Origin of the sequence: Streptomyces sp. NPDC051822, assembly GCF_044452745.1 — a bacterium.
Classification (GTDB): domain Bacteria; phylum Actinomycetota; class Actinomycetes; order Streptomycetales; family Streptomycetaceae; genus Streptomyces.
In genome coordinates this window covers 436,996-455,638 of record NZ_JBITBZ010000006.1, presented here as the reverse complement: position 1 = coordinate 455,638, position 18,643 = coordinate 436,996, and the positions used below count along the sequence as shown (strand labels likewise).

Genomic DNA, 18,643 nt, shown 5'->3' with positions numbered 1-18,643 from the left:
CCTCCCGCCGCCAGGAGCGGCCCGGTTTGATCCGAAGGACCGGCCCTAGGGTGGGGACATGATCAGGACACCGCTCGGGAAACCGCTCAGGGCTGCCTCCTTCGTCGTCGCCGCCGGGGTGAGCCGGGCCGTGTACCGAGGGCTGCTCCGCAGGCCGGGTGGTGTGCGGTGGACGCGGACCAACCACGCGGGGCGGAGCGTCGATCTGTACGCCGGGCCCGCCGTCGCGCTCGGTGCGGCGGTCGGGACGGCGAGCGGGCCCGCGGCGTTCGCCGTGCTCGTCGCCGGGGCGTGCGGGGCGTACGACGACGTGAACGGGGACCACCGGCGGGGATTCCGGGCACATCTCGCGGCGCTGCGGGACGGCGAGGTGACCAGCGGGGCCGTCAAGCTCCTGGGCATCGGCGCCGCGTCGCTCGTGGCCGGGTCGCTGCTCAAGGAACGGGCCGTGGACAAGGTCCTGGCCGGTGTCGTCATCGCCGGCACCGCCCATCTCGTCAACCTCGTGGACGTACGGCCGGGGCGCGCGGGGCTGACCGTGCTCGCGCTCAGTGCCCCCGGGCTCGTCCGCGGCTCGCTCGCCGCGGCTCCGATGGGTGCCGCCGCGGCGGTCCTCGGGGACGACCTCGGCGAGCGCACCATGCTGGGCGACATGGGCGCGCACGCGCTCGGCGCCGCCGTCGGCAGCGCCGTCGCCGCCGGGAACGGGCGACTCGGGCTCGCCGCCCACGCGGTGGGTCTGATGGCCGCCGCGGCCTGGGGGGAGCGCGGGGCCTCATCGCGCGCTCACCCGAGTGAGTGAACCCGTCGGCTGATTCACCGAGCCGTACGCCTTCCGTACAGGGGAACGAGGTCACTTCGGTGCCGGAACGTGCGTACGGTCCGGGGCGGGGGCTGGCATCCTTGGGCGCGTGACACAGCTCCGTACGGTCCAAGTGCTGGGCGGCGGCAGCGCGGGCAGCAGCGCGCACGTCCGATCACTTGCCTCGGGGCTCGTGGCGAGGGGTGTGCGGGTGACCGTGTGCGCCCCTCCCGAACTCGACCCCGTCTACGACTACGTGGGTGCCGGCGCGCACTTCGTGCCCCTGCCGCGCCTCGGTGACTCCGCCACGGTCACCGCGCTCCGCAACGCCTGCATCGGCGCGGACGTCGTCCACGCCCACGGCCTGCACGCCTCCGTACGGGCCGCGCTCGCGCTGTCCGGCGCCGGTGGCGGCGGGCGGACGCCGCTCGTGACCACCTGGGACAGCCGGCACCACGTGCACGGGGCGCGTGGCGGAGTGCTGCGGCTCCTGGAGCGCAGGACCGTACGGGCCGCGACCGTGGTCCTCGCCACCTCCTCCGAGCTGGTCGACCGGGCCCGGCGGCGGGGGGCCAGGGACGCCCGGCTCGCGCCCGTCACCGTGCCGGCCGCACGCGGTCCCGTATGCCTCCACGACGGCAAGGCGCGCGCCGAACTCGGCGCTGTCGACCGGCCGTTGCTGATGGCGGTCGGAGCGCTCGAACGGGGGCGGGGGTACCGGACACTGCTCGACGCGGCCCGGGAATGGCGCGAGCTCGACCCGCAGCCGCTCCTCGTGATCGCGGGCGAGGGACGCGAACGGGCCGCCCTCCAGCGGCGGATCGTGGCGGAAGAGCTGCCCGTACGGCTGATCGGGCGCCGCGAGGACGTGGCGGAGCTGCTCGCCGCGGCGGACGTGGCCGTGCTTCCGTCCCGGTGGGAGGCGCGGTCGCTGCTCGCGCAGGAGGCGCTCCGGCTCGGCGTACCGCTCGTCGCCACGGCGGTGGGCGGAGTGCCCGAACTCGTCGGGGACGCGGCGGAGCTGGTGCCCTACGGGGACGCGGCGGCGCTGGCGGGGGCGGTGCGGGGGCTGCTCGACGATGTGGAGCGGCGGATGGACCTGGCGGCGGCGGGGCGCGTGCAGGCGGGGTCCTGGCCGACCGAGGACGAGACGGTGGCGCATGTGCTGAGCGTGTACGACGAGTTGGCGGGGCGGTGACGGGGGCGGGGAGGCCGCCCGGGTGGGTGCTCCGCCCGGGCGTGACCGGGTGATCTACGAGGTGTGGCGGCGGGCTCTCAGGGCCAGGGAGAGGGCCAGGACCGTCTGGGGGTCGTCCAGGTCCGTGCCCAGGAGCTCCGAGATGCGGGCCAGGCGGTTGTAGAGGGTCTGACGGTTCAGGTGGAGTTCCCGGGCCGTCTCCGCCTTGCGGCCCGCGTGCGCCAGATACGTCTCCAGGGTCGGCAGGAGCGGCGGGCGGGACGTGCGGTCGTGGTCCCGCAGGGGGCCGATCGCCCGGTCCACGAACGCCGCCAGGACCGTGTCCCCGTGGAAGTGCAGACGCCACAGCAGAAGGTCGATGTCCAGGCGCCTGGCGTCGTACCAGGGCAGCTCCGAGAGGCCCTGCGCCGCCGTCGCCGTCTCCGCCGCGTGCCGCAGGCCCGCGGAGGCCGCGGCCCAGCTGCCCGCGACGCCGACCACGACCACCGGCGGATGCACCCCGGAGCGTTCCAGGCCCGCCCGCTCCACGCCCGCGCGCAGCGCCGCCGCGACGCGGTCCGCGACCGCCGTGCGCTCCGACTCCGAGCGCAGGCCCAGGAGCAGCGGCACCCGGCCCTCCACCGGGCGGACGCCCAGGAGGACCGGGACGCCCACGGAGGCCAGTTCCTCCAGGACCGCGCGGGCCAGGAGCGCCCAGTTGCCCGAGGGCGAGAGTTCCGACGCCAGCCGCATCACCACGGGAAGCAGCGGGCCGTCGCCCCGCTTGAAGCCGAGGACCCGGGCCTGCGCAGGGGCGTCCTCGGCCGCGATCCGGCCCTCGGCCAGGTCGGTCAGGAAGTCGCCCCGGCCGCGCGCGGCCAGTTCCTCCTCCTGGCGCGCCTGCATGAGGACGACCGCGAGGAGGCCGGCCGCCCGTTCGGCCGCCATCCGGTGGACGGGGGAGAGGGCGCCGGACACCGAGAGCAGGACGAGGCGGGCCCGTACGGACGCGGTGCCCGGGCCCCCGCCGGGCACGTCGACCAGGACCGTACCGGTCGGCGGACCCGACTCACGGGCCGCCCGCTGGCCGCGCAGCCCGTCCCACACCTGGAGCGGGTCGGCGGGCGCCGACTCGGTGCCCGCCGCGTAGAGCAGCTGTCCGTCGGCGGTCTCCAGGAAGACCGGGTTGGCGGCGAAGTCGGAGAGGATCCGCAGGACCTGGGGGATGCCGCCACCGCCGAGCAGCGCCTCGGTGCACTGCCGGTGGACCTCCTCGGCCTGCCGCAGGAGCGCGTAGTGGCCGTTGACGATCTCGGTGTGGATCTCCTCCGTGACGGCGACGAAGGGGACTTCGCGGTGCAGCTGCACCAGCGGCAGGCCCGCCGCCCGCGCGGTCTCCACTATCGTCGCCGGGAGCCGGGCGAAGCGCGGGCCCAGCTCGACGACGAGGGCGGCGATGCCCCGGTCCGCGAGCCGGCGGACGAAGGCCCGCTGCTCGGCCGGGCGGGTGCCGAGACCGAGGCCCGTCGTGAGCAGCAGCTCGCCGCCCTTGAGCAGCGACGCGATGTTCGGCACCTCGCCCGCGTGCACCCAGCGCACCGTGCGGTGCAGCCGGTCGGCGCCGGCGACGACCTCCGGGAGTCCGCCGCGCAGCCCCGGGAGTTCGAGCGCCCGCTGCACGGTGATCCCGCCCTGATTGTCCATGGGGCGGGACGCTACCCGCGTCCGTGTTCCGGCGACATCACCCTACGGTTACGAGACCGGACACCTCGTACACAGGGGCGACAACTCGTCGCCCCCTGGCGTGAATTGTGCGACCGCATGTCGATTGTGGCCTGCGTCACTCACGAGGATGCTCTCGCGCCATGGCAAAGAACTCCACCCCAGAGGTCCACCGGCTGAAGGCGAACTCGGTCGGGCTCGTCGGCGTCGTCTTCATGGCCGTGGCCACCGCGGCTCCGATCACCGCGATGACCGGCAACCTCCCCATCGCCGTCGGCTTCGGCAACGGCACCGGCGCTCCCGCCGGGTACCTCTTCGCGACGCTCGTCCTGACCGTCTTCTCGGTCGGATACGTGGCGATGGCCAAGCGGATCACCGCCGCCGGCGCGTTCTACGGCTACATCTCGCACGGTCTCGGCCGGATCGCCGGCATGGCCTCCGGCATGCTCGCGGTCCTCGCCTACATCGTCTTCGAGGCCTCCATCGTCGGCGTCTTCGCGTACTTCGCCAAGACGACGGTCGCGGACCAGTTCGGCGTGGACGTGCCCTGGATCCTGTACGCGGCGGTCATGCTGGCCGTGACGGCCGTCCTGTCGTACTTCGACATCAACCTGACCGCCAAGGCGCTCGGCGTGATGCTGATCGCCGAGATCGCGGTCCTCTTCGCGGTCGCCACCGCCGTGCTCATCGCGGGCGGCGGCCCCGAGGGCATACCCGTCGAGCCGATCAACCCCGTGAACGCCTTCACCGGCTCCTCCGCCGGTCTCGGTCTCTTCTTCGCCTTCTGGTCCTGGGTCGGCTTCGAGTCGACCGCCATGTACGGCGAGGAGTCGCGCAACCCCAAGAAGGTCATCCCGCGCGCCACCCTCATCTCCGTCATCGGCGTCGGCATCTTCTACATCTACGTCTCGTGGATGACGATCGCCGGCAACGGCCTGGCCGGATCGGTGAAGCTGTCCGCCTCCGCCTCCCCCCTCGACCTGTTCTTCGCGCCCACCCAGAGCTTCATCGGAGCCTGGGCCGTCGACGCCTTCCAGTGGCTGCTGCTCACCGGCTCCTTCGCCTGCGGCATGGCCTTCCACCAGTGCGCCTCGCGCTACCTGTACGCCATCGGCCGCGAGGGATTCCTCCACCCGGCGCTCGGCCGGACGCACGCCAGGCACGGCTCGCCGTACATCGCCTCCTACGTGCAGAGCGCCATCGCCGTCGGCCTCGTCGGCGCCTTCTGGCTCACCGACCAGGACCCGTACATCCACCTCTACACGCTGCTCGCGATCCTCGGCACGATGGCGATCCTCATCGTCCAGACCCTCTGCTCCTTCGCCGTCATCGGCTACTTCCGCAAGAACCACCCCGAGGACCGGCACTGGTTCAAGACGCTCACCGCCCCGCTCCTCGGCGGTGTCGGCATGATCGCCGTCGTGGTCCTGCTGATCATGAACATGGAGACCGCGGCCGGCCTCGCCGCCGACTCACTCTTCTTCAAGGCGATCCCCTGGATCGTCGGCCTGGTCTTCTTCGGCGGCCTCGGCCTCGGCTTCTACCTCAAGGCCAAGCGGCCCGAGCGGTACGAGATCATCGGCCGGATCGTCCTGGAGGACGCCGCCGAGCGCCCCGCCGAGGAAGCCCCGGTTCCCACCGCCGTACCCCAGAGCTGATCCCTCTTCCCTCACAGGAGCGCCCCATGGCACGCACCAACCCGATGCACCTCCTGAAGCGCCTCGCCGCCGAGCACGCCGACGCCCGACGGCTGAACCTCCCCGTCGACGAGCTCCGCGGCATGCGGGCCGACGCCCCCGGGCGCCGGTCCCTGCTCAAGTACGCCGCCGCGGCCGGTGTCGCCGTCGGTGCCGGCGGGGCCGTCGGCCTGGGCGGGGCCGTCCCCGCCCGCGCCGCCACCCCGGACCGGCCGATCGGCGACACCACCGCCCGGGTCGCCGTCGTCGGGGCCGGGATCTCCGGCCTCACCGCCGCCCTCACCCTCCAGGACGCCGGCCTCAGCCCCGTGCTGTACGAGGCCGACCCGTCCAGGGTCGGCGGCCGCATGTGGACGCAGCGCGGCCACTGGGCGTACGGGCAGACCTCCGAGATCGGCGGCGAGCTGATCGACACCAGCCACAAGAAGATCCTGGAGCTCTGCCGCCGCTTCGGCCTCGACGTCGAGGACTTCCTCGGCGGCGGACCAAACGGCGCCGAGGAGATCCTCTGGTTCGACGGCGCCTACTACCCGCGCCACCAGGCCGACGAGGACTTCAACGCCGTCTACCAGTCGCTGCGCCGCGACCTGTCCGAGGCGGGAGAGGTGAAGTGGAACCAGACCACTCCCACCGGTACCGCACTCGACAACATGTCGATATACGAGTGGATCGAGACCCGGGTCCCCGGTGGGCACTCCTCCCCGCTCGGCAAGTTCATCGACGTCGCCTACAACGTCGAGTACGGCGCCGACACCACCGAACAGTCCTCGCTCGCCCTCGTCCTGCTCATGGGCTACCAGACCAATCCCGGCAACTTCAACATCTGGGGGCTCTCCAACGAGCGCTACCACGTTGTCGGAGGCAACGACCGGCTCCCGAACGCCATCGCCGGGGCACTCAGGCCCGGCACCCTGCGTCAGGGCTGGTCCCTGACCGCCGTACGGGCCAACGCGGACGGCACGCAGACGCTGACCTTCACGGAGGCCGGCGCCACCCGGACGGTCACCGCCGACCACACGGTCCTGTGCCTGCCCCTGCCGATCCTCAAGCAGCTCGACTTCTCCCAGGCCGGGTTCGACCCGCTCATGACGAACCTGCTGCGCGACGCGCGGATGGGCTACTGCACCAAGCTCAACATGCAGTTCGGCACCCGCCCCTGGCGGGGCACCGGAGCCTGGCCGGGCGTCTCCGCCGGTGACTGCTTCACCGACAGCGAGGTGCAGCAGACCTGGGACACCACCAAGATCCAGGGCGGGACCGGCGGCATCCTCATCCAGTACAACGGCGGCACCCTGGCCAAGGCCCTGAACCCGGCCGGGCCGTTCTCCACCGAGTCCGACCCGTACGTGCGCGGCCTCGTCACCCGCTACCTGGCGGGCATCGACGCCTTCTTCCCCGGCACCTCCAGGGCGTACACGGGCCGCGCCCAGCTCTCCGCCTGGCACAAGAACCCGTACGCGCTCGGCGCGTACTCCTGCTGGCCGGTGGGCTACCTCCACCGGTACGCGGGGTACGAGGGCACCGCGCAGGGCAACGTCCACATCGGCGGCGAGCACTGTTCGTACGACTTCCAGGGCTTCATGGAAGGCGGGGCCACGGAGGGCGAGCGGGCCGCCAGGGAGGTGATCGACGCCCTGAGGTGACCCCCGGACGGGGGCCGGCCCTCAGGCGGCCGGCGCGATGTTGTGGTTGAAGTGGAAGACGTTGTCGGGGTCGAAGGCGGCCTTGACCCGGGCGAGGCGCCGGTAGTTGTCGGCGCCGAAGCCCTCGACGACCCGCTTCTCGCCCTCGGAGCCGATGAAGTTCAGGTACACGGCTCCGGTCGACCACGGCCTCGCGTCGGCCCGCACGTCCCGTACCCACCGGATCGCCCGTTCGTCGTCGGCCGGGTCCGTCCAGGTCGCGAAGGGATGGACGGCCCAGGGCGCGGTGCGCCAGGGAATGGGGTCGTCGGGCCGGCCGGCCGCCACCGCGCCGCCCAGCGGGAACAGCACGTGCTGGCAGGCGGTGGACGGCGGGATCTTCAGCGCCCGCTCGCAGTAGACGTCCACGGCCGCGTCGGCAAGCTCGCTCAGGTACTCCGCCGACCAGTAGTTCCGCAGGCCGGGCGGGTCGTCGAGCATGCACTGGAGGTCGGTGTAGGCGATGTCCATGACCATCTCGACCACGGGTCCGAGGGCGAACAGCGGCGCCGAGAGCTCCCGGACCCCGGCCACGGGACCGGTGTACGTGAGGAGCGTGCCGCAGAGCAGCTCGCCGACGAGGTGCTCGGGGACGAACGGCGCGGGCGGCGCGGGGAGGTAGATGACCCCGCCGCCCACGTCGTCGGGAGCGGTTTCGATGAGGTCGCGGAACGTGCGCACCACCTCGGGAGCCTTCTCCGGCATGAAGAACAGCATCGAGCAGCTCAGTTCCGGCAGCTCGTGCAGGCGCAGGGTGAGCGAGGTGGCCACCCCGAAGTTGCCGCCGCCGCCGTGCAGGGCCCAGAACAGGTCCGGGTTCTCCTCCGCGTCGGTGTGCACGTGCTTGCCCTCGGCGGTGATGAGCTCCGCCGCCAGGAGGTTGTCGCTGGCGAGGCCGAACTTCCGCTCCAGCCAGCCCGATCCGCCGCCCAGGGTGAACCCGCCGACGCCGGTCGTGGACGCCCGCCCCCCGGTGGTGGCCAGCCGGAAGGGCTGGGTCGCGTGATCGAGATGGCTCATGGTGGCGCCGCCCTCGACCCGTACCGTCATGTGCTCCGGGTCCGCGACGACCGCGTGCATCCGGCGCAGGTCCACGACGAGGCCGTCGGCCACGACGGACGTGCCGGCGACGCTGTGCCCGCCGCCGCGGACCGCGACGGGCAGTTCCGTCTCGCGGCCGAACAGGATCGCGTTGGAGACGTCCTCCTGGGTCGCGCACTGCGCGATGACGGCCGGACGCCGGTCGATCATGGCGTTGTGGACCACTCTGGCCTCGTCGTAGCCCGGATCACCGGGTACGAACACCTCACCGGCCAGATCCTCGCGGAGTCCGGCGAGAGCTGTCTGCGGGACGCTGATCTGGGGAGCCATCAGGAAGCCCCCCTTTCCGAGGGGGGACAGGACCCTCCCAGCGTATTCCCGCGGACGGCTCCCGTCGCCTCAGCAGCCGTACGCCCCCCGCTCTCCGTCAGCCGCCGTACGCCCCGCTCGCCGTCAGCCGCAGGGCCGTGTCGATCAGCGGGACGTGGCTGAAGGCCTGCGGGAAGTTGCCCACCTGCCGCTGGAGCCTCGGGTCCCACTCCTCGGCGAGCAGCCCCAGGTCGTTGCGGAGCGCGAGGAGCTTCTCGAAGAGCGTGCGGGCCTCGTCCACCCGGCCGATCATCGCCAGGTCGTCCGCCAGCCAGAAGGAGCACGCCAGGAACGCGCCCTCGTCGCCCTCCAGGCCGTCGACGCCGGCCTCCTCGCCGGACGTCGGGTAGCGCAGCACGAAGCCGTCCTCGGTGGACAGCTCCCGCTGGATCGCCTCGATGGTGCCGATGACCCGCTTGTCGTCCGGCGGCAGGAAGCCCATCTGCGGGATCAGCAGCAGCGAGGCGTCCAGCTCCTTCGAGCCGTACGACTGGGTGAAGGTGTTCCGCTCCTGGTCGTAGCCCTTCTCGCAGACGTCCCTGTGGATCTCGTCGCGCAGCTCCTGCCAGCGCTCCAGCGGGCCGTCGGCGTCCCCGGACTCGATGAGCTTGATGGTGCGGTCGACGGCCACCCAGGCCATCACCTTGGAGTGCACGAAGTGGCGGCGGGGGCCGCGCACCTCCCAGATGCCCTCGTCGGGCTGGTCCCAGTGCTTCTCCAGGTAGTTGATCAGCTTGATCTGGAGGAGCGAGGCGTAGTCGTTGCGGGAGAGGCCCGTCATGTGCGCCAGGTGGAGGGCCTCGGTGACCTCGCCGTAGACGTCCAGCTGGAGCTGGTTGGCGGCGCCGTTGCCGACCCGGACCGGGCCCGAGTTCTCGTATCCCGGGAGCCAGTCGAGCTCTGCCTCGCCGAGCTCCCGCTCGCCCGCGATGCCGTACATGATCTGGAGGTTCTCCGGGTCGCCCGCGACCGCGCGCAGCAGCCAGTCCCGCCAGGCGCGGGCCTCCTCGCGGTAGCCGGTGCGGAGCATCGAGGAGAGGGTGATCGCCGCGTCCCGCAGCCAGGTGTAGCGGTAGTCCCAGTTGCGGACGCCGCCGATCTCCTCGGGCAGCGAGGTGGTCGGCGCGGCCACGATCCCGCCGGTCGGCGCGTACGTCAGGGCCTTCAGGGTGATCAGGGAGCGGACCACGGCCTCCCGGTAGGGCCCGTGGTACGTGCAGTGCTCGACCCACTCGCGCCAGAAGTCGGCGGTCGCCTCCAGGGCGCCCTCGGGGTCCGGCAGCGCGGGCGGCTCCCGGTGCGAGGGCTGCCAGGAGATCGTGAACGTGATCCGGTCCCCCGGATTCACCGTGAACTCGGAGTACGTCGTGAGGTCCTTGCCGTGGGTCTCGACCTCGGTGTCCAGCCAGACCGAGTCGGGTCCCGCGACGGCGACCGTGCGCTCGCCCACCTTGTGGACCCACGGCACGATCCGGCCGTAGCTGAAGCGCATCCGCAGCGAGGAACGCATCCGGACCCGGCCGGAGACGCCCTCCACGATCCGGATGAGCTGCGGGGCGCCCTCGCGCGGGGGCATGAAGTCGGTCACCCGGACCGTGCCGCGCGGGGTGTCCCACTCGGACTCCAGGATCAGCGAGTCGCCGACGTAGCGCCGCCGGTCGGCCGGGAGCGGCTCGGCGTCGGCGGGCCCGGCGGGCGCCACCCGCCAGAAGCCGTGTTCCTCGGTGCCGAGCAGTCCGGCGAAGACCGCCTGCGAGTCGAAGCGGGGGAGACACAGCCAGTCCACGCTGCCGTCCCGGCAGACCAGGGCTGCTGTCTGCATGTCTCCGATGAGTGCGTAATCCTCGATGCGCCCGGCCACGTGCTTCACTCCAGTCGAACGGCCATGTCCGCCCCGCGGGGCGCTTGCTCCAGATGCTCCGGCTGGTCTCGGCCGGGTCGGCGGGCAATGTCCGAGAAGGATACGTCGCACGCTGCTGACGCGCTGATCACGCCGGTAACGGCGTTGCTCCGATCAGGTGAACGGATCTTCCTCCCCGTTCCCCGCCGTTCCCCTGCCCTCCCTGTCGCCTCGTGTCGCCCTCCGTGTACACCCGACTGCCGCGTGTGGCCGGAAGCGGTCTCTCCGTGTCGCTGATACCCTGGTACCCCGTGGACCGGTGGGAAACGGCGACAGCCGAGAACCCCGAAACCGCAGCGACGGCACCCCCCGATTCTTCCGGAGGGGACGCCGGTACGCACCTCCAGAACGCGACCACGGGAGCCCCCTCTTGGCGATGCCGCCCAAAACCACGACGACCAAGCACATCTTCGTCACCGGGGGTGTCGCCTCCTCCCTCGGCAAGGGCCTGACCGCCTCCAGCCTGGGTGCGCTCCTCAAGGCCCGGGGCCTGCGGGTCACGATGCAGAAGCTCGACCCGTACCTCAACGTCGACCCGGGCACGATGAACCCCTTCCAGCACGGCGAGGTGTTCGTCACCAACGACGGCGCCGAGACCGACCTGGACATCGGCCACTACGAGCGCTTCCTCGACGTCGACCTCGACGGCTCGGCCAACGTCACCACCGGCCAGGTCTACTCGCAGGTCATCGCCAAGGAGCGGCGCGGCGAGTACCTCGGTGACACGGTGCAGGTCATCCCGCACATCACCAACGAGATCAAGTCCCGGATCCGCCGCATGGCGACCGACGACGTGGACGTCGTCATCACGGAGGTCGGCGGCACGGTCGGCGACATCGAGTCCCTGCCGTTCCTGGAGACCGTCCGCCAGGTCCGCCACGAGGTCGGCCGCGACAACGTCTTCGTCGTGCACATCTCGCTGCTGCCCTACATCGGCCCCTCCGGCGAGCTGAAGACCAAGCCGACCCAGCACTCCGTCGCCGCGCTGCGCAACATCGGTATCCAGCCGGACGCGATCGTGCTGCGCGCCGACCGCGAGGTCCCGACCGCCATCAAGCGCAAGATCTCGCTGATGTGCGACGTCGACGAGGCCGCGGTCGTCGCCGCCATCGACGCCAAGTCGATCTACGACATTCCGAAGGTCCTGCACACCGAGGGCCTGGACGCCTATGTCGTCCGCAAGCTCGACCTGCCGTTCCGCGACGTGGACTGGACCGTCTGGGAGGACCTCCTCGACCGCGTCCACAACCCGGAGCACGAGGTCACGGTCGCGCTCGTCGGCAAGTACATCGACCTGCCCGACGCCTACCTCTCGGTCACCGAGGCCATGCGGGCCGGCGGCTTCGCCAACAAGGCGCGGGTCAAGGTCAAGTGGGTCACCTCCGACGACTGCAAGACCCCGGCCGGCGCGGAGAAGCAGCTCGGCGACGTCGACGCGATCCTCATCCCCGGCGGCTTCGGCGACCGCGGTGTGAGCGGCAAGGTCGGCGCGATCCAGTTCGCCCGAGAGAAGAAGGTGCCGCTGCTCGGCATCTGCCTCGGCCTGCAGTGCATCGTCATCGAGGCGGCCCGGAACCTGGCCGACATCCCCGAGGCGAACTCCACCGAGTTCGACCCGGCCACCGCGCACCCCGTCGTCTCGACGATGGAGGAGCAGCTCGCGTACGTCGAGGGCGCCGGCGACCTCGGCGGAACGATGCGCCTGGGTCTCTACCCGGCGAAGCTCGCCGAGGGTTCCGTCGTCCGCGAGGCCTACGGCGACGAGCCCTACGTGGAGGAGCGCCACCGTCACCGCTACGAGGTGAACAACGCCTACCGCGCGGAGCTGGAGAAGAAGGCCGGTCTGGTCTTCTCCGGCACCTCCCCGGACAACAAGCTCGTCGAGTTCGTCGAGTACCCGCGCGAGGTCCACCCCTACCTGGTCGCCACCCAGGCGCACCCGGAGCTGAAGTCCCGCCCGACCCGCCCGCACCCGCTCTTCGCGGGCCTGGTCAAGGCGGCCGTGGAGCGCAAGACGGCGAAGTAGTACGGCGCGTTAACGTTGCCGGGGTACGGGTCCCTTCCGGGACGCGTACCCCGGTTTTCGTATGTGGGAGGACAGCTCATGCAGCAGGTGCAGGACACCCCGGAGGAGTGGCGGGTCGTCGCGACCGCGACCCCCTTCACGGGCAACAAGACGAGTGTCCGCACGGACGACGTGGTCATGCCGGACGGCTCCGTCCACCGCCGTGACTACCAGGTCCACCCCGGCTCGGTCGCCGTGCTCGCCCTGGACGAAGAGGACCGTGTGGTCGTCCTCCGGCAGTACCGGCACCCCGTGCGGCAGAGGCTGTGGGAGATCCCGGCCGGGCTGCTCGACGTGCCCGGGGAGAACCCGCTGCACGCCGCGCAGCGCGAGCTGTACGAGGAGGCGCACGTCAAGGCCGAGGACTGGCGGGTCCTCGCCGACGTCTACACGACGCCGGGCGGCTGCGACGAGGCCGTACGGATCTTCCTCGCCCGGGACCTCGCGGAGGCGGAGGGCGAGCGCTTCGAGGTCGCCGAGGAGGAGGCCGACATGGAGCTGGCGCGCGTGCCGCTCGCGGACCTCGTACGGAAGGTGCTCGCGGGCGAGCTGCACAACAACTGCCTGGTCGTGGGTGTCCTGTCGCTGGCCGCCGCGCGGGCGGGCGAGGGGCTCGACGCCCTGCGCCCGGCCGAGGCGCCGTGGCCGGCCCGGCCGTTCGAGTCGTAGGGGCGGCGCCCCTGGGCCGGTACGGGTCCCGGCGGTCCCGTTCGTACGGGTGTCGGGGCCCGTTCGTGCGGGAGGCGAGGGCCGGTTCGTACGGGTATCAGGGGCCTGTTCGTACAGAACCGGTGTGACCATCCGCTGATCCGATCGGGGGACGTGTCCGCCGCGCTCCGCCGGGTCCGTACCGTGCCCTGAACTACGCTCGGAATCGCCCGTGAGGAGACCCCCGCGGGATCGGCGTGTGCGCAGGTGGACGGGAGCGTGGCCCGTGACGGATCAGGCGGTGGCGGCGGCCGGCAGCCGGCATTTCTTCGGCCGGCAGCGGGAGTTGAAGGCCCTGCGTGCCGACATCGAGCGCACCGGCCTCGACACCCTCACCGGCCGCAAGGCCCCCCGCGCCCGGGTCCTGCTCATCGCGGGCAAGCCCGGCTCGGGACGCACGGCGCTCGCCGAGGAACTGGCCGCCGGAGTCGCCGACCGCTACCCCGACGGGATCTTCCGGGCCCGGCTCACCGAGCCCGGCGGCGACCCCGTCCCCACCGCCCAGGTCGCCCGGGAACTCCTCGCCGCGCTCGGGGTCGCCGAACCCCCGGGCGCCGCCGAGGACGAGCTGACCGAACTGGTCCGCGACGCCCTCGCCGGACGCCGGGCCGTCCTCGTCCTCGACGACGCCGTGGACGCCGCACAGGCCGACCCGCTGATCCCCGACGACCCCGGAGTCCTGGTGGTGGGCGTCTCCCGCGGACCGCTCACCGGCATCCCCGACGTACGGCCCTGCACGCTCGGCGGGCTCGACCCCAAGTCGGCCATCGAGCTGCTCACCGCCTTCACCGGCTCCGTACGCATCACCGTCGACCCGCAGGCCGCCGAGACCCTCGTCGAGGAGTGCGGCGGGCTGCCCGCCGCGGTCGTCCTCGCCGGCGGCTGGCTCTCCACCCAGCCGACGTTCTCCGTCGCCGACCTCGCCAAGCGGCTGCGCGGACTCAGCGGCGATCCGCTCACCCGGACCTTCACGCTCGCCCACGAGGCGCTGCCCGCCACCGCCGCCCGGATACTGCGCTACCTCTCCCTGGCCCCGCTCGGCCGGGCCGACGCCCACATCGCCTCCGCCCTGGCCGGCTGCTCCGTCTCGGCCGCCACGACCACCCTCGCCGACTTCGCCGCCCTCGGGCTCGTCTCCGGCGGCGAGGACGGGCAGTACGAGGTGCCCGGCCACCTCGTCCCCCTCCTTCGCGCCCAGCTGGAGGAGCGCGACCGGCCCGCCGAGGTGCAGCTCGCCCGGGCCCGGATGCTGGAGCGGACCGTACGGCTCCTCCAGTCCTGCCGTGCGGTCACCGAACCCGAGGACTCGGCCGCCCGCCGGAAGCTGGCCGGTCTGCCGCGCGCCCTGCGCTTCCCGAACGCCGCCGCCGGCGCCGCGTGGCTGCGTTCCCGGCAGCCCTTCCTGCTCGCCTCCGCCCGGCTCGCGGTCGCCGACGGGGAGCTCGACACCCTCGCGCGGCGCCTGGTGGCCTCCCTGGTGAGGGCGCTCGCCGCGCACCGGGGAGCCGAGGCCGCCGCCCCCGAGCTGTACGGCCTCCACCAGCTGGTCCTGGACGTGGCCGAGCGGCGCGGACTGCACCGGGAGCGGGCCGCCGCCCTGCTCAACCTGGCCGATCTCGACGCCCGTACCGGGCGCACCAAGGACGCTCTGCTGCGATATCGGTTGGCTTTGGATGCCGGACGCGCAGCAAATGATCCGTACGCGACCGGTCGCGCGATGGAATCCGTAGGTGGCGCGTATCAGGAGCTGGGGGATTGGCCGCGGGCCGGCGACTGGTACGGACGGGCGCTCGCCCAGCGTCTCGCGCGGGACGAGCAGGCCGACCAGGCCCGGCTGTACGCCCGCCTCGGCGCCGTGCAGACCTACGCGGGCCGGTACGGCGAGGCCCTGCGGAACTGGCGGGCCGCCGCGGCCGGCCACCGGAGGCTCGACGATCTCCCGGGCTACGCGCGGGCGTTGAGCGAGGCCGCCCGGGTCCAGGAGTACGCCGGGCGGCCCGAGGAATCGCTGCGGACCTGCGAGGAGGCGGTGGAGTGGGCCCGGCGTGCCGAGGACACCCGGCTGCAGGCCGCGCTCCGGCTGCGGCTCGCCGACACCCTCGACCGGCTCGGTGACCCGGCCGCTGCCCGGCTGCACCGGTCCGCAGCCGAGAGGCTGCTGGAAACGGAATGATCCGCCTACGAAATCCGTAGTGGGTTCGTCGAAGATTAGTACTTTGAAAGGCTAGACACCGGGAACTCCTTCATTAGACTGGGTGCGCCGCGTTCGAACGTGGTCTGCCCCGGTGCGCCGCAGTGCATCCGGGTATGTATCGCAGTGCCCCAGATATCCCTCCCTGATTCAAGGACCGTGATCGACGATGAAGGTCGGCATCCCCCGCGAGGTCAAGAACAACGAGTTCCGCGTGGCCATCACCCCTGCGGGTGTCCACGAGCTCGTCCGCCACGGCCACCAGGTCTTCGTCGAGCAGAACGCCGGTGTCGGCTCCTCGATCACGGACGAGGAGTACGTATCCGCCGGCGCCGAGATCCTCGCCACCGCCGACGAGGTCTGGGCCACCGCCGACCTGCTGCTCAAGGTCAAGGAGCCCATCGCGGAGGAGTACCACCGCCTCCGCAAGGACCAGACCCTCTTCACCTACCTGCACCTCGCCGCCTCCCGCGAGTGCACGGACGCGCTCCTCGCGTCCGGCACCACCGCGATCGCGTACGAGACCGTCGAGACCGCGAACCGCGCCCTGCCGCTGCTCGCCCCGATGTCCGAGGTCGCGGGCCGGCTGGCCCCGCAGGTCGGCGCCTACCACCTGATGCGCTCGGTCGGCGGCCGTGGCGTCCTCCCCGGCGGCGTCCCCGGCACCCACGCCGGCGAGTGCGTCGTCATCGGCGGCGGCGTCTCCGGCTGGAACGCCACCCAGATCGCCGTCGGCATGGGCTTCCACGTGACCCTGCTCGACCGCGACATCAACAAGCTCCGCGAGGCCGACAAGATCTTCGGCACCAAGGTGAAGACGATCGTCTCCAACGCCTTCGAGCTGGAGAAGGCCGTCGTCGAGGCCGACCTCGTCATCGGCGCCGTCCTCATCCCGGGCGCCAAGGCCCCGAAGCTGGTCACCAACGAGCTCGTCGCCAAGATGAAGCCCGGAAGTGTCCTTGTCGACATTGCGATCGACCAGGGCGGCTGCTTCGAGGACTCGCACCCGACCACCCACGCCGAGCCGACCTTCCAGGTCCACGACTCGGTCTTCTACTGCGTCGCCAACATGCCCGGCGCGGTCCCGAACACCTCCACCTACGCCCTCACCAACGCCACGCTGCCCTACATCGTGTCGCTGGCGAACAACGGCTGGGTCGAGGCGCTGCGCCGCGACTCCGCGCTCGCCCTGGGCCTCAACACCCATGACGGCAAGGTGGTTTACAAGGAGGTCGCCGAGGCGCACGGCCTCGAGCACCTGGAGCTGAACAGCCTCCTGGGCTGATCCCCGCGGCACCGCCGTCAACGCGTGCCGTCAATGCCACACGCCCGGCCGGACCTTGTTCGACAAGGTCCGGCCGGACGCGTGTCCGGGCCCGGAGAAACGTTCGGTCAACTCGCCTCGAACGTAACCCTTTAACCGTTTCGCACACCCCTGAAACGTGTGGATGCATGCCTGCGCACCCTTGACAGAGACGTGTTCGGTTGCCGACACATCCGGCCGGGTCCGGCGGATTGTGTTGCTGCGGAGCGGTGACACGCCATAGAGTCGCCAACCGTCGGCATGGTGCCACGCTGACCTATCGATAAATGTTCCTGGTGACATCCAAGGAGGTAAGACGACTTGTGAATGAGTCGACAATTACTCCCGGGAGCGGTGCGCCAGGTGCTCCGATCGGCTCCGTCGCGGTGCGGACCTTCGCGACGCACCAGCCCATGACGACAGCCCACACGATGAAGACGATGGACGGCCTACACGTGAACGCCACGGCCGGCAACGAGATGGGCCGAGAGTCCACCCACTTCGCCGCCTTTGACGAGGTGCCCGAGGGGCACTTCTACGACCCCGACGCCGAGTACGAGCCCGACCCGGAGTACGCGGCCACCCTCGCACCCGACGCTGCACGCCAGCGCCGCGAGAGGATCGGCCCCACCGGACGGCCCCTTCCGTACTTCCCGATCCCGGGTCCACTGACCGACCACGGACCCGCGAAGATCATCGCGATGTGCAACCAGAAGGGCGGCGTCGGCAAGACCACGTCGACCATCAACCTGGGTGCCGCGCTCGCCGAGTACGGACGACGGGTGCTGCTCGTCGACTTCGACCCGCAGGGAGCCCTGTCGGTCGGCCTCGGCGTGAACCCGATGGAGCTCGACCTCACCGTCTACAACCTGCTCATGGAGCGGGGCATGTCGGCCGACGAGGTCCTCCTCAAGACCGCCGTGCCCAACATGGACCTGCTGCCGAGCAACATCGACCTCTCGGCCGCCGAAGTCCAGCTCGTCAGCGAGGTCGCGCGAGAGTCGACGCTCCAGCGCGCCCTGAAGCCGCTGATGAACGACTACGACTACATCGTGATCGACTGTCAGCCCTCGCTCGGCCTGCTGACCGTGAACGCCCTGACGGCGGCTCACAAGGTCATCGTGCCGCTGGAATGCGAGTTCTTCGCGCTGCGCGGAGTGGCCCTGCTGACCGAGACCATCGAGAAGGTCCAGGAGCGGCTCAACCCCGACCTGGAGCTCGACGGCATCCTCGCCACGATGTACGACTCCCGCACCGTGCACAGCCGTGAGGTCCTCGCGCGCGTCGTCGAGGCCTTCGACGACCACGTGTACCACACGGTCATCGGGCGGACCGTGCGCTTCCCGGAGACCACGGTCGCCGGCGAGCCCATCACCACGTACGCCTCCAACTCCGTGGGCGCCGCCGCCTACCGCCAGCTCGCCAGGGAGGTGCTCGCCCGGTGTCACGCCGAGTGAGTCTGCCCGGCGCCGACGAACTCTTCCGTACGACCGGGGGGATGGCGCTCCAGGCGTCCGCACCCCGCCGGGCCGTCCCGGCACCGGCGGGCGAGAGCACCCCGGCGGCCGCCGAGGGCTCCGGCTCCGCGGAGCACACGACGGCGGACTCGGACACGGCCGAACCGCGGGCCCGGACGGCGGAGCCCGAAGGCGCCGCGGCCAAGTCCGCGCCCTCCGCACCGGTGCCCGCCCCGGCGGCGCGGCGGCGCGGCGGCCGTGCCCCGAACCGGCGGCCCAGCGGCCGCGAGCGCCACGACGAGAAGATCACGGTCTACGTCTCCGCCGAGGAGCTGATGGACCTGGAGCACGCCCGGCTCGTACTGCGGGGCGAGCACGGCCTCGCCGTCGACCGGGGCCGGATCGTCCGGGAGGCCGTCGCGGTCGTCCTGGCGGACCTGGAGTCCCGCGGCGACGCGAGCATCCTCGTCCGCCGTCTGCGCGGCCGCTGAAGGTAGCCTGCGGGCTGCCCGCGCTCTCCGTTCCCCCT

The 18,643-nt window shown here is 71.8% G+C and carries 13 protein-coding genes; 10 read left to right on the top strand and 3 right to left on the bottom strand.

Translation table 11 applies throughout. The features are described 5' to 3' along the window. Nucleotides 1–58 precede the first annotated feature (58 nt). The gene (locus ACIA8N_RS21705; RefSeq protein ID WP_365787111.1) at nt 59–802 is read left to right on the top strand and encodes a hypothetical protein; all 744 of its coding nucleotides are present in this window, start codon (nt 59–61) and stop codon (nt 800–802) included. Nucleotides 803–911: 109 nt separating this feature from the next. After that, complete coding sequence (locus ACIA8N_RS21700) at nt 912–2,000, top strand: glycosyltransferase family 4 protein (RefSeq protein ID WP_365787113.1); 1,089 nt, start codon at nt 912–914, stop codon at nt 1,998–2,000. Nucleotides 2,001–2,054: 54 nt separating this feature from the next. Here the strand turns inward: ACIA8N_RS21700 and ACIA8N_RS21695 are convergent, their stop codons facing one another. Further along, nucleotides 2,055–3,683 (bottom strand): PucR family transcriptional regulator, encoded by a 1,629-nt coding sequence (locus ACIA8N_RS21695; RefSeq protein WP_365787115.1) that lies wholly within the window; start codon nt 3,681–3,683, stop codon nt 2,055–2,057. 161 nt (nt 3,684–3,844) lie between these two features. Between ACIA8N_RS21695 and ACIA8N_RS21690 the strand changes: the two genes are divergently transcribed. Both ACIA8N_RS21690 and ACIA8N_RS21685 read left to right on the top strand, forming a co-directional pair. Next, on the top strand, nt 3,845–5,359 hold the full coding sequence (locus ACIA8N_RS21690; RefSeq protein WP_365787117.1) for an APC family permease: 1,515 nt from the start codon (nt 3,845–3,847) through the stop codon (nt 5,357–5,359). A 26-nt stretch (nt 5,360–5,385) separates the two neighbouring features. Continuing rightward, complete coding sequence (locus ACIA8N_RS21685; RefSeq protein ID WP_365787119.1) at nt 5,386–7,041, top strand: NAD(P)/FAD-dependent oxidoreductase; 1,656 nt, start codon at nt 5,386–5,388, stop codon at nt 7,039–7,041. A 21-nt stretch (nt 7,042–7,062) separates the two neighbouring features. Here the strand turns inward: ACIA8N_RS21685 and ACIA8N_RS21680 are convergent, their stop codons facing one another. Then, nucleotides 7,063–8,451, bottom strand: a complete 1,389-nt coding sequence (locus tag ACIA8N_RS21680; protein WP_365787122.1) for an FAD-binding oxidoreductase — start codon at nt 8,449–8,451, stop codon at nt 7,063–7,065. A gap of 97 nt (nt 8,452–8,548) precedes the next feature. Continuing rightward, entirely contained in the window at nt 8,549–10,351 is a 1,803-nt protein-coding gene (locus ACIA8N_RS21675; protein ID WP_030221146.1) for a glycoside hydrolase family 15 protein, read from the bottom strand. A gap of 415 nt (nt 10,352–10,766) precedes the next feature. Here ACIA8N_RS21675 and ACIA8N_RS21670 point away from each other — a divergent pair, with 415 nt between their 5' ends. From ACIA8N_RS21670 to ACIA8N_RS21645, 6 genes are all read left to right on the top strand, one after another. After that, nucleotides 10,767–12,416 (top strand): CTP synthase, encoded by a 1,650-nt coding sequence (locus ACIA8N_RS21670; RefSeq protein ID WP_030551401.1) that lies wholly within the window; start codon nt 10,767–10,769, stop codon nt 12,414–12,416. 78 nt (nt 12,417–12,494) lie between these two features. Next, nucleotides 12,495–13,124: an NUDIX hydrolase gene (locus ACIA8N_RS21665; RefSeq protein WP_365787125.1), complete on the top strand. Its 630-nt coding sequence runs from the start codon at nt 12,495–12,497 to the stop codon at nt 13,122–13,124. 265 nt (nt 13,125–13,389) lie between these two features. Beyond that, the gene (locus ACIA8N_RS21660; RefSeq protein ID WP_365787127.1) at nt 13,390–15,336 is read left to right on the top strand and encodes an NB-ARC domain-containing protein; all 1,947 of its coding nucleotides are present in this window, start codon (nt 13,390–13,392) and stop codon (nt 15,334–15,336) included. A gap of 187 nt (nt 15,337–15,523) precedes the next feature. After that, on the top strand, nt 15,524–16,639 hold the full coding sequence (ald, locus tag ACIA8N_RS21655) for an alanine dehydrogenase (protein ID WP_365787128.1): 1,116 nt from the start codon (nt 15,524–15,526) through the stop codon (nt 16,637–16,639). Between the two features lie 449 nt (nt 16,640–17,088). After that, entirely contained in the window at nt 17,089–18,114 is a 1,026-nt protein-coding gene (locus tag ACIA8N_RS21650) for a ParA family protein (protein WP_037631020.1), read from the top strand. After that, nucleotides 18,099–18,605, top strand: coding sequence for a hypothetical protein (locus tag ACIA8N_RS21645; protein ID WP_365787130.1), 507 nt, complete (start codon nt 18,099–18,101; stop codon nt 18,603–18,605). Before ACIA8N_RS21650 ends, ACIA8N_RS21645 begins: the two co-directional genes overlap by 16 nt. The last annotated feature ends 38 nt before the right edge of the window (nt 18,606–18,643 follow it).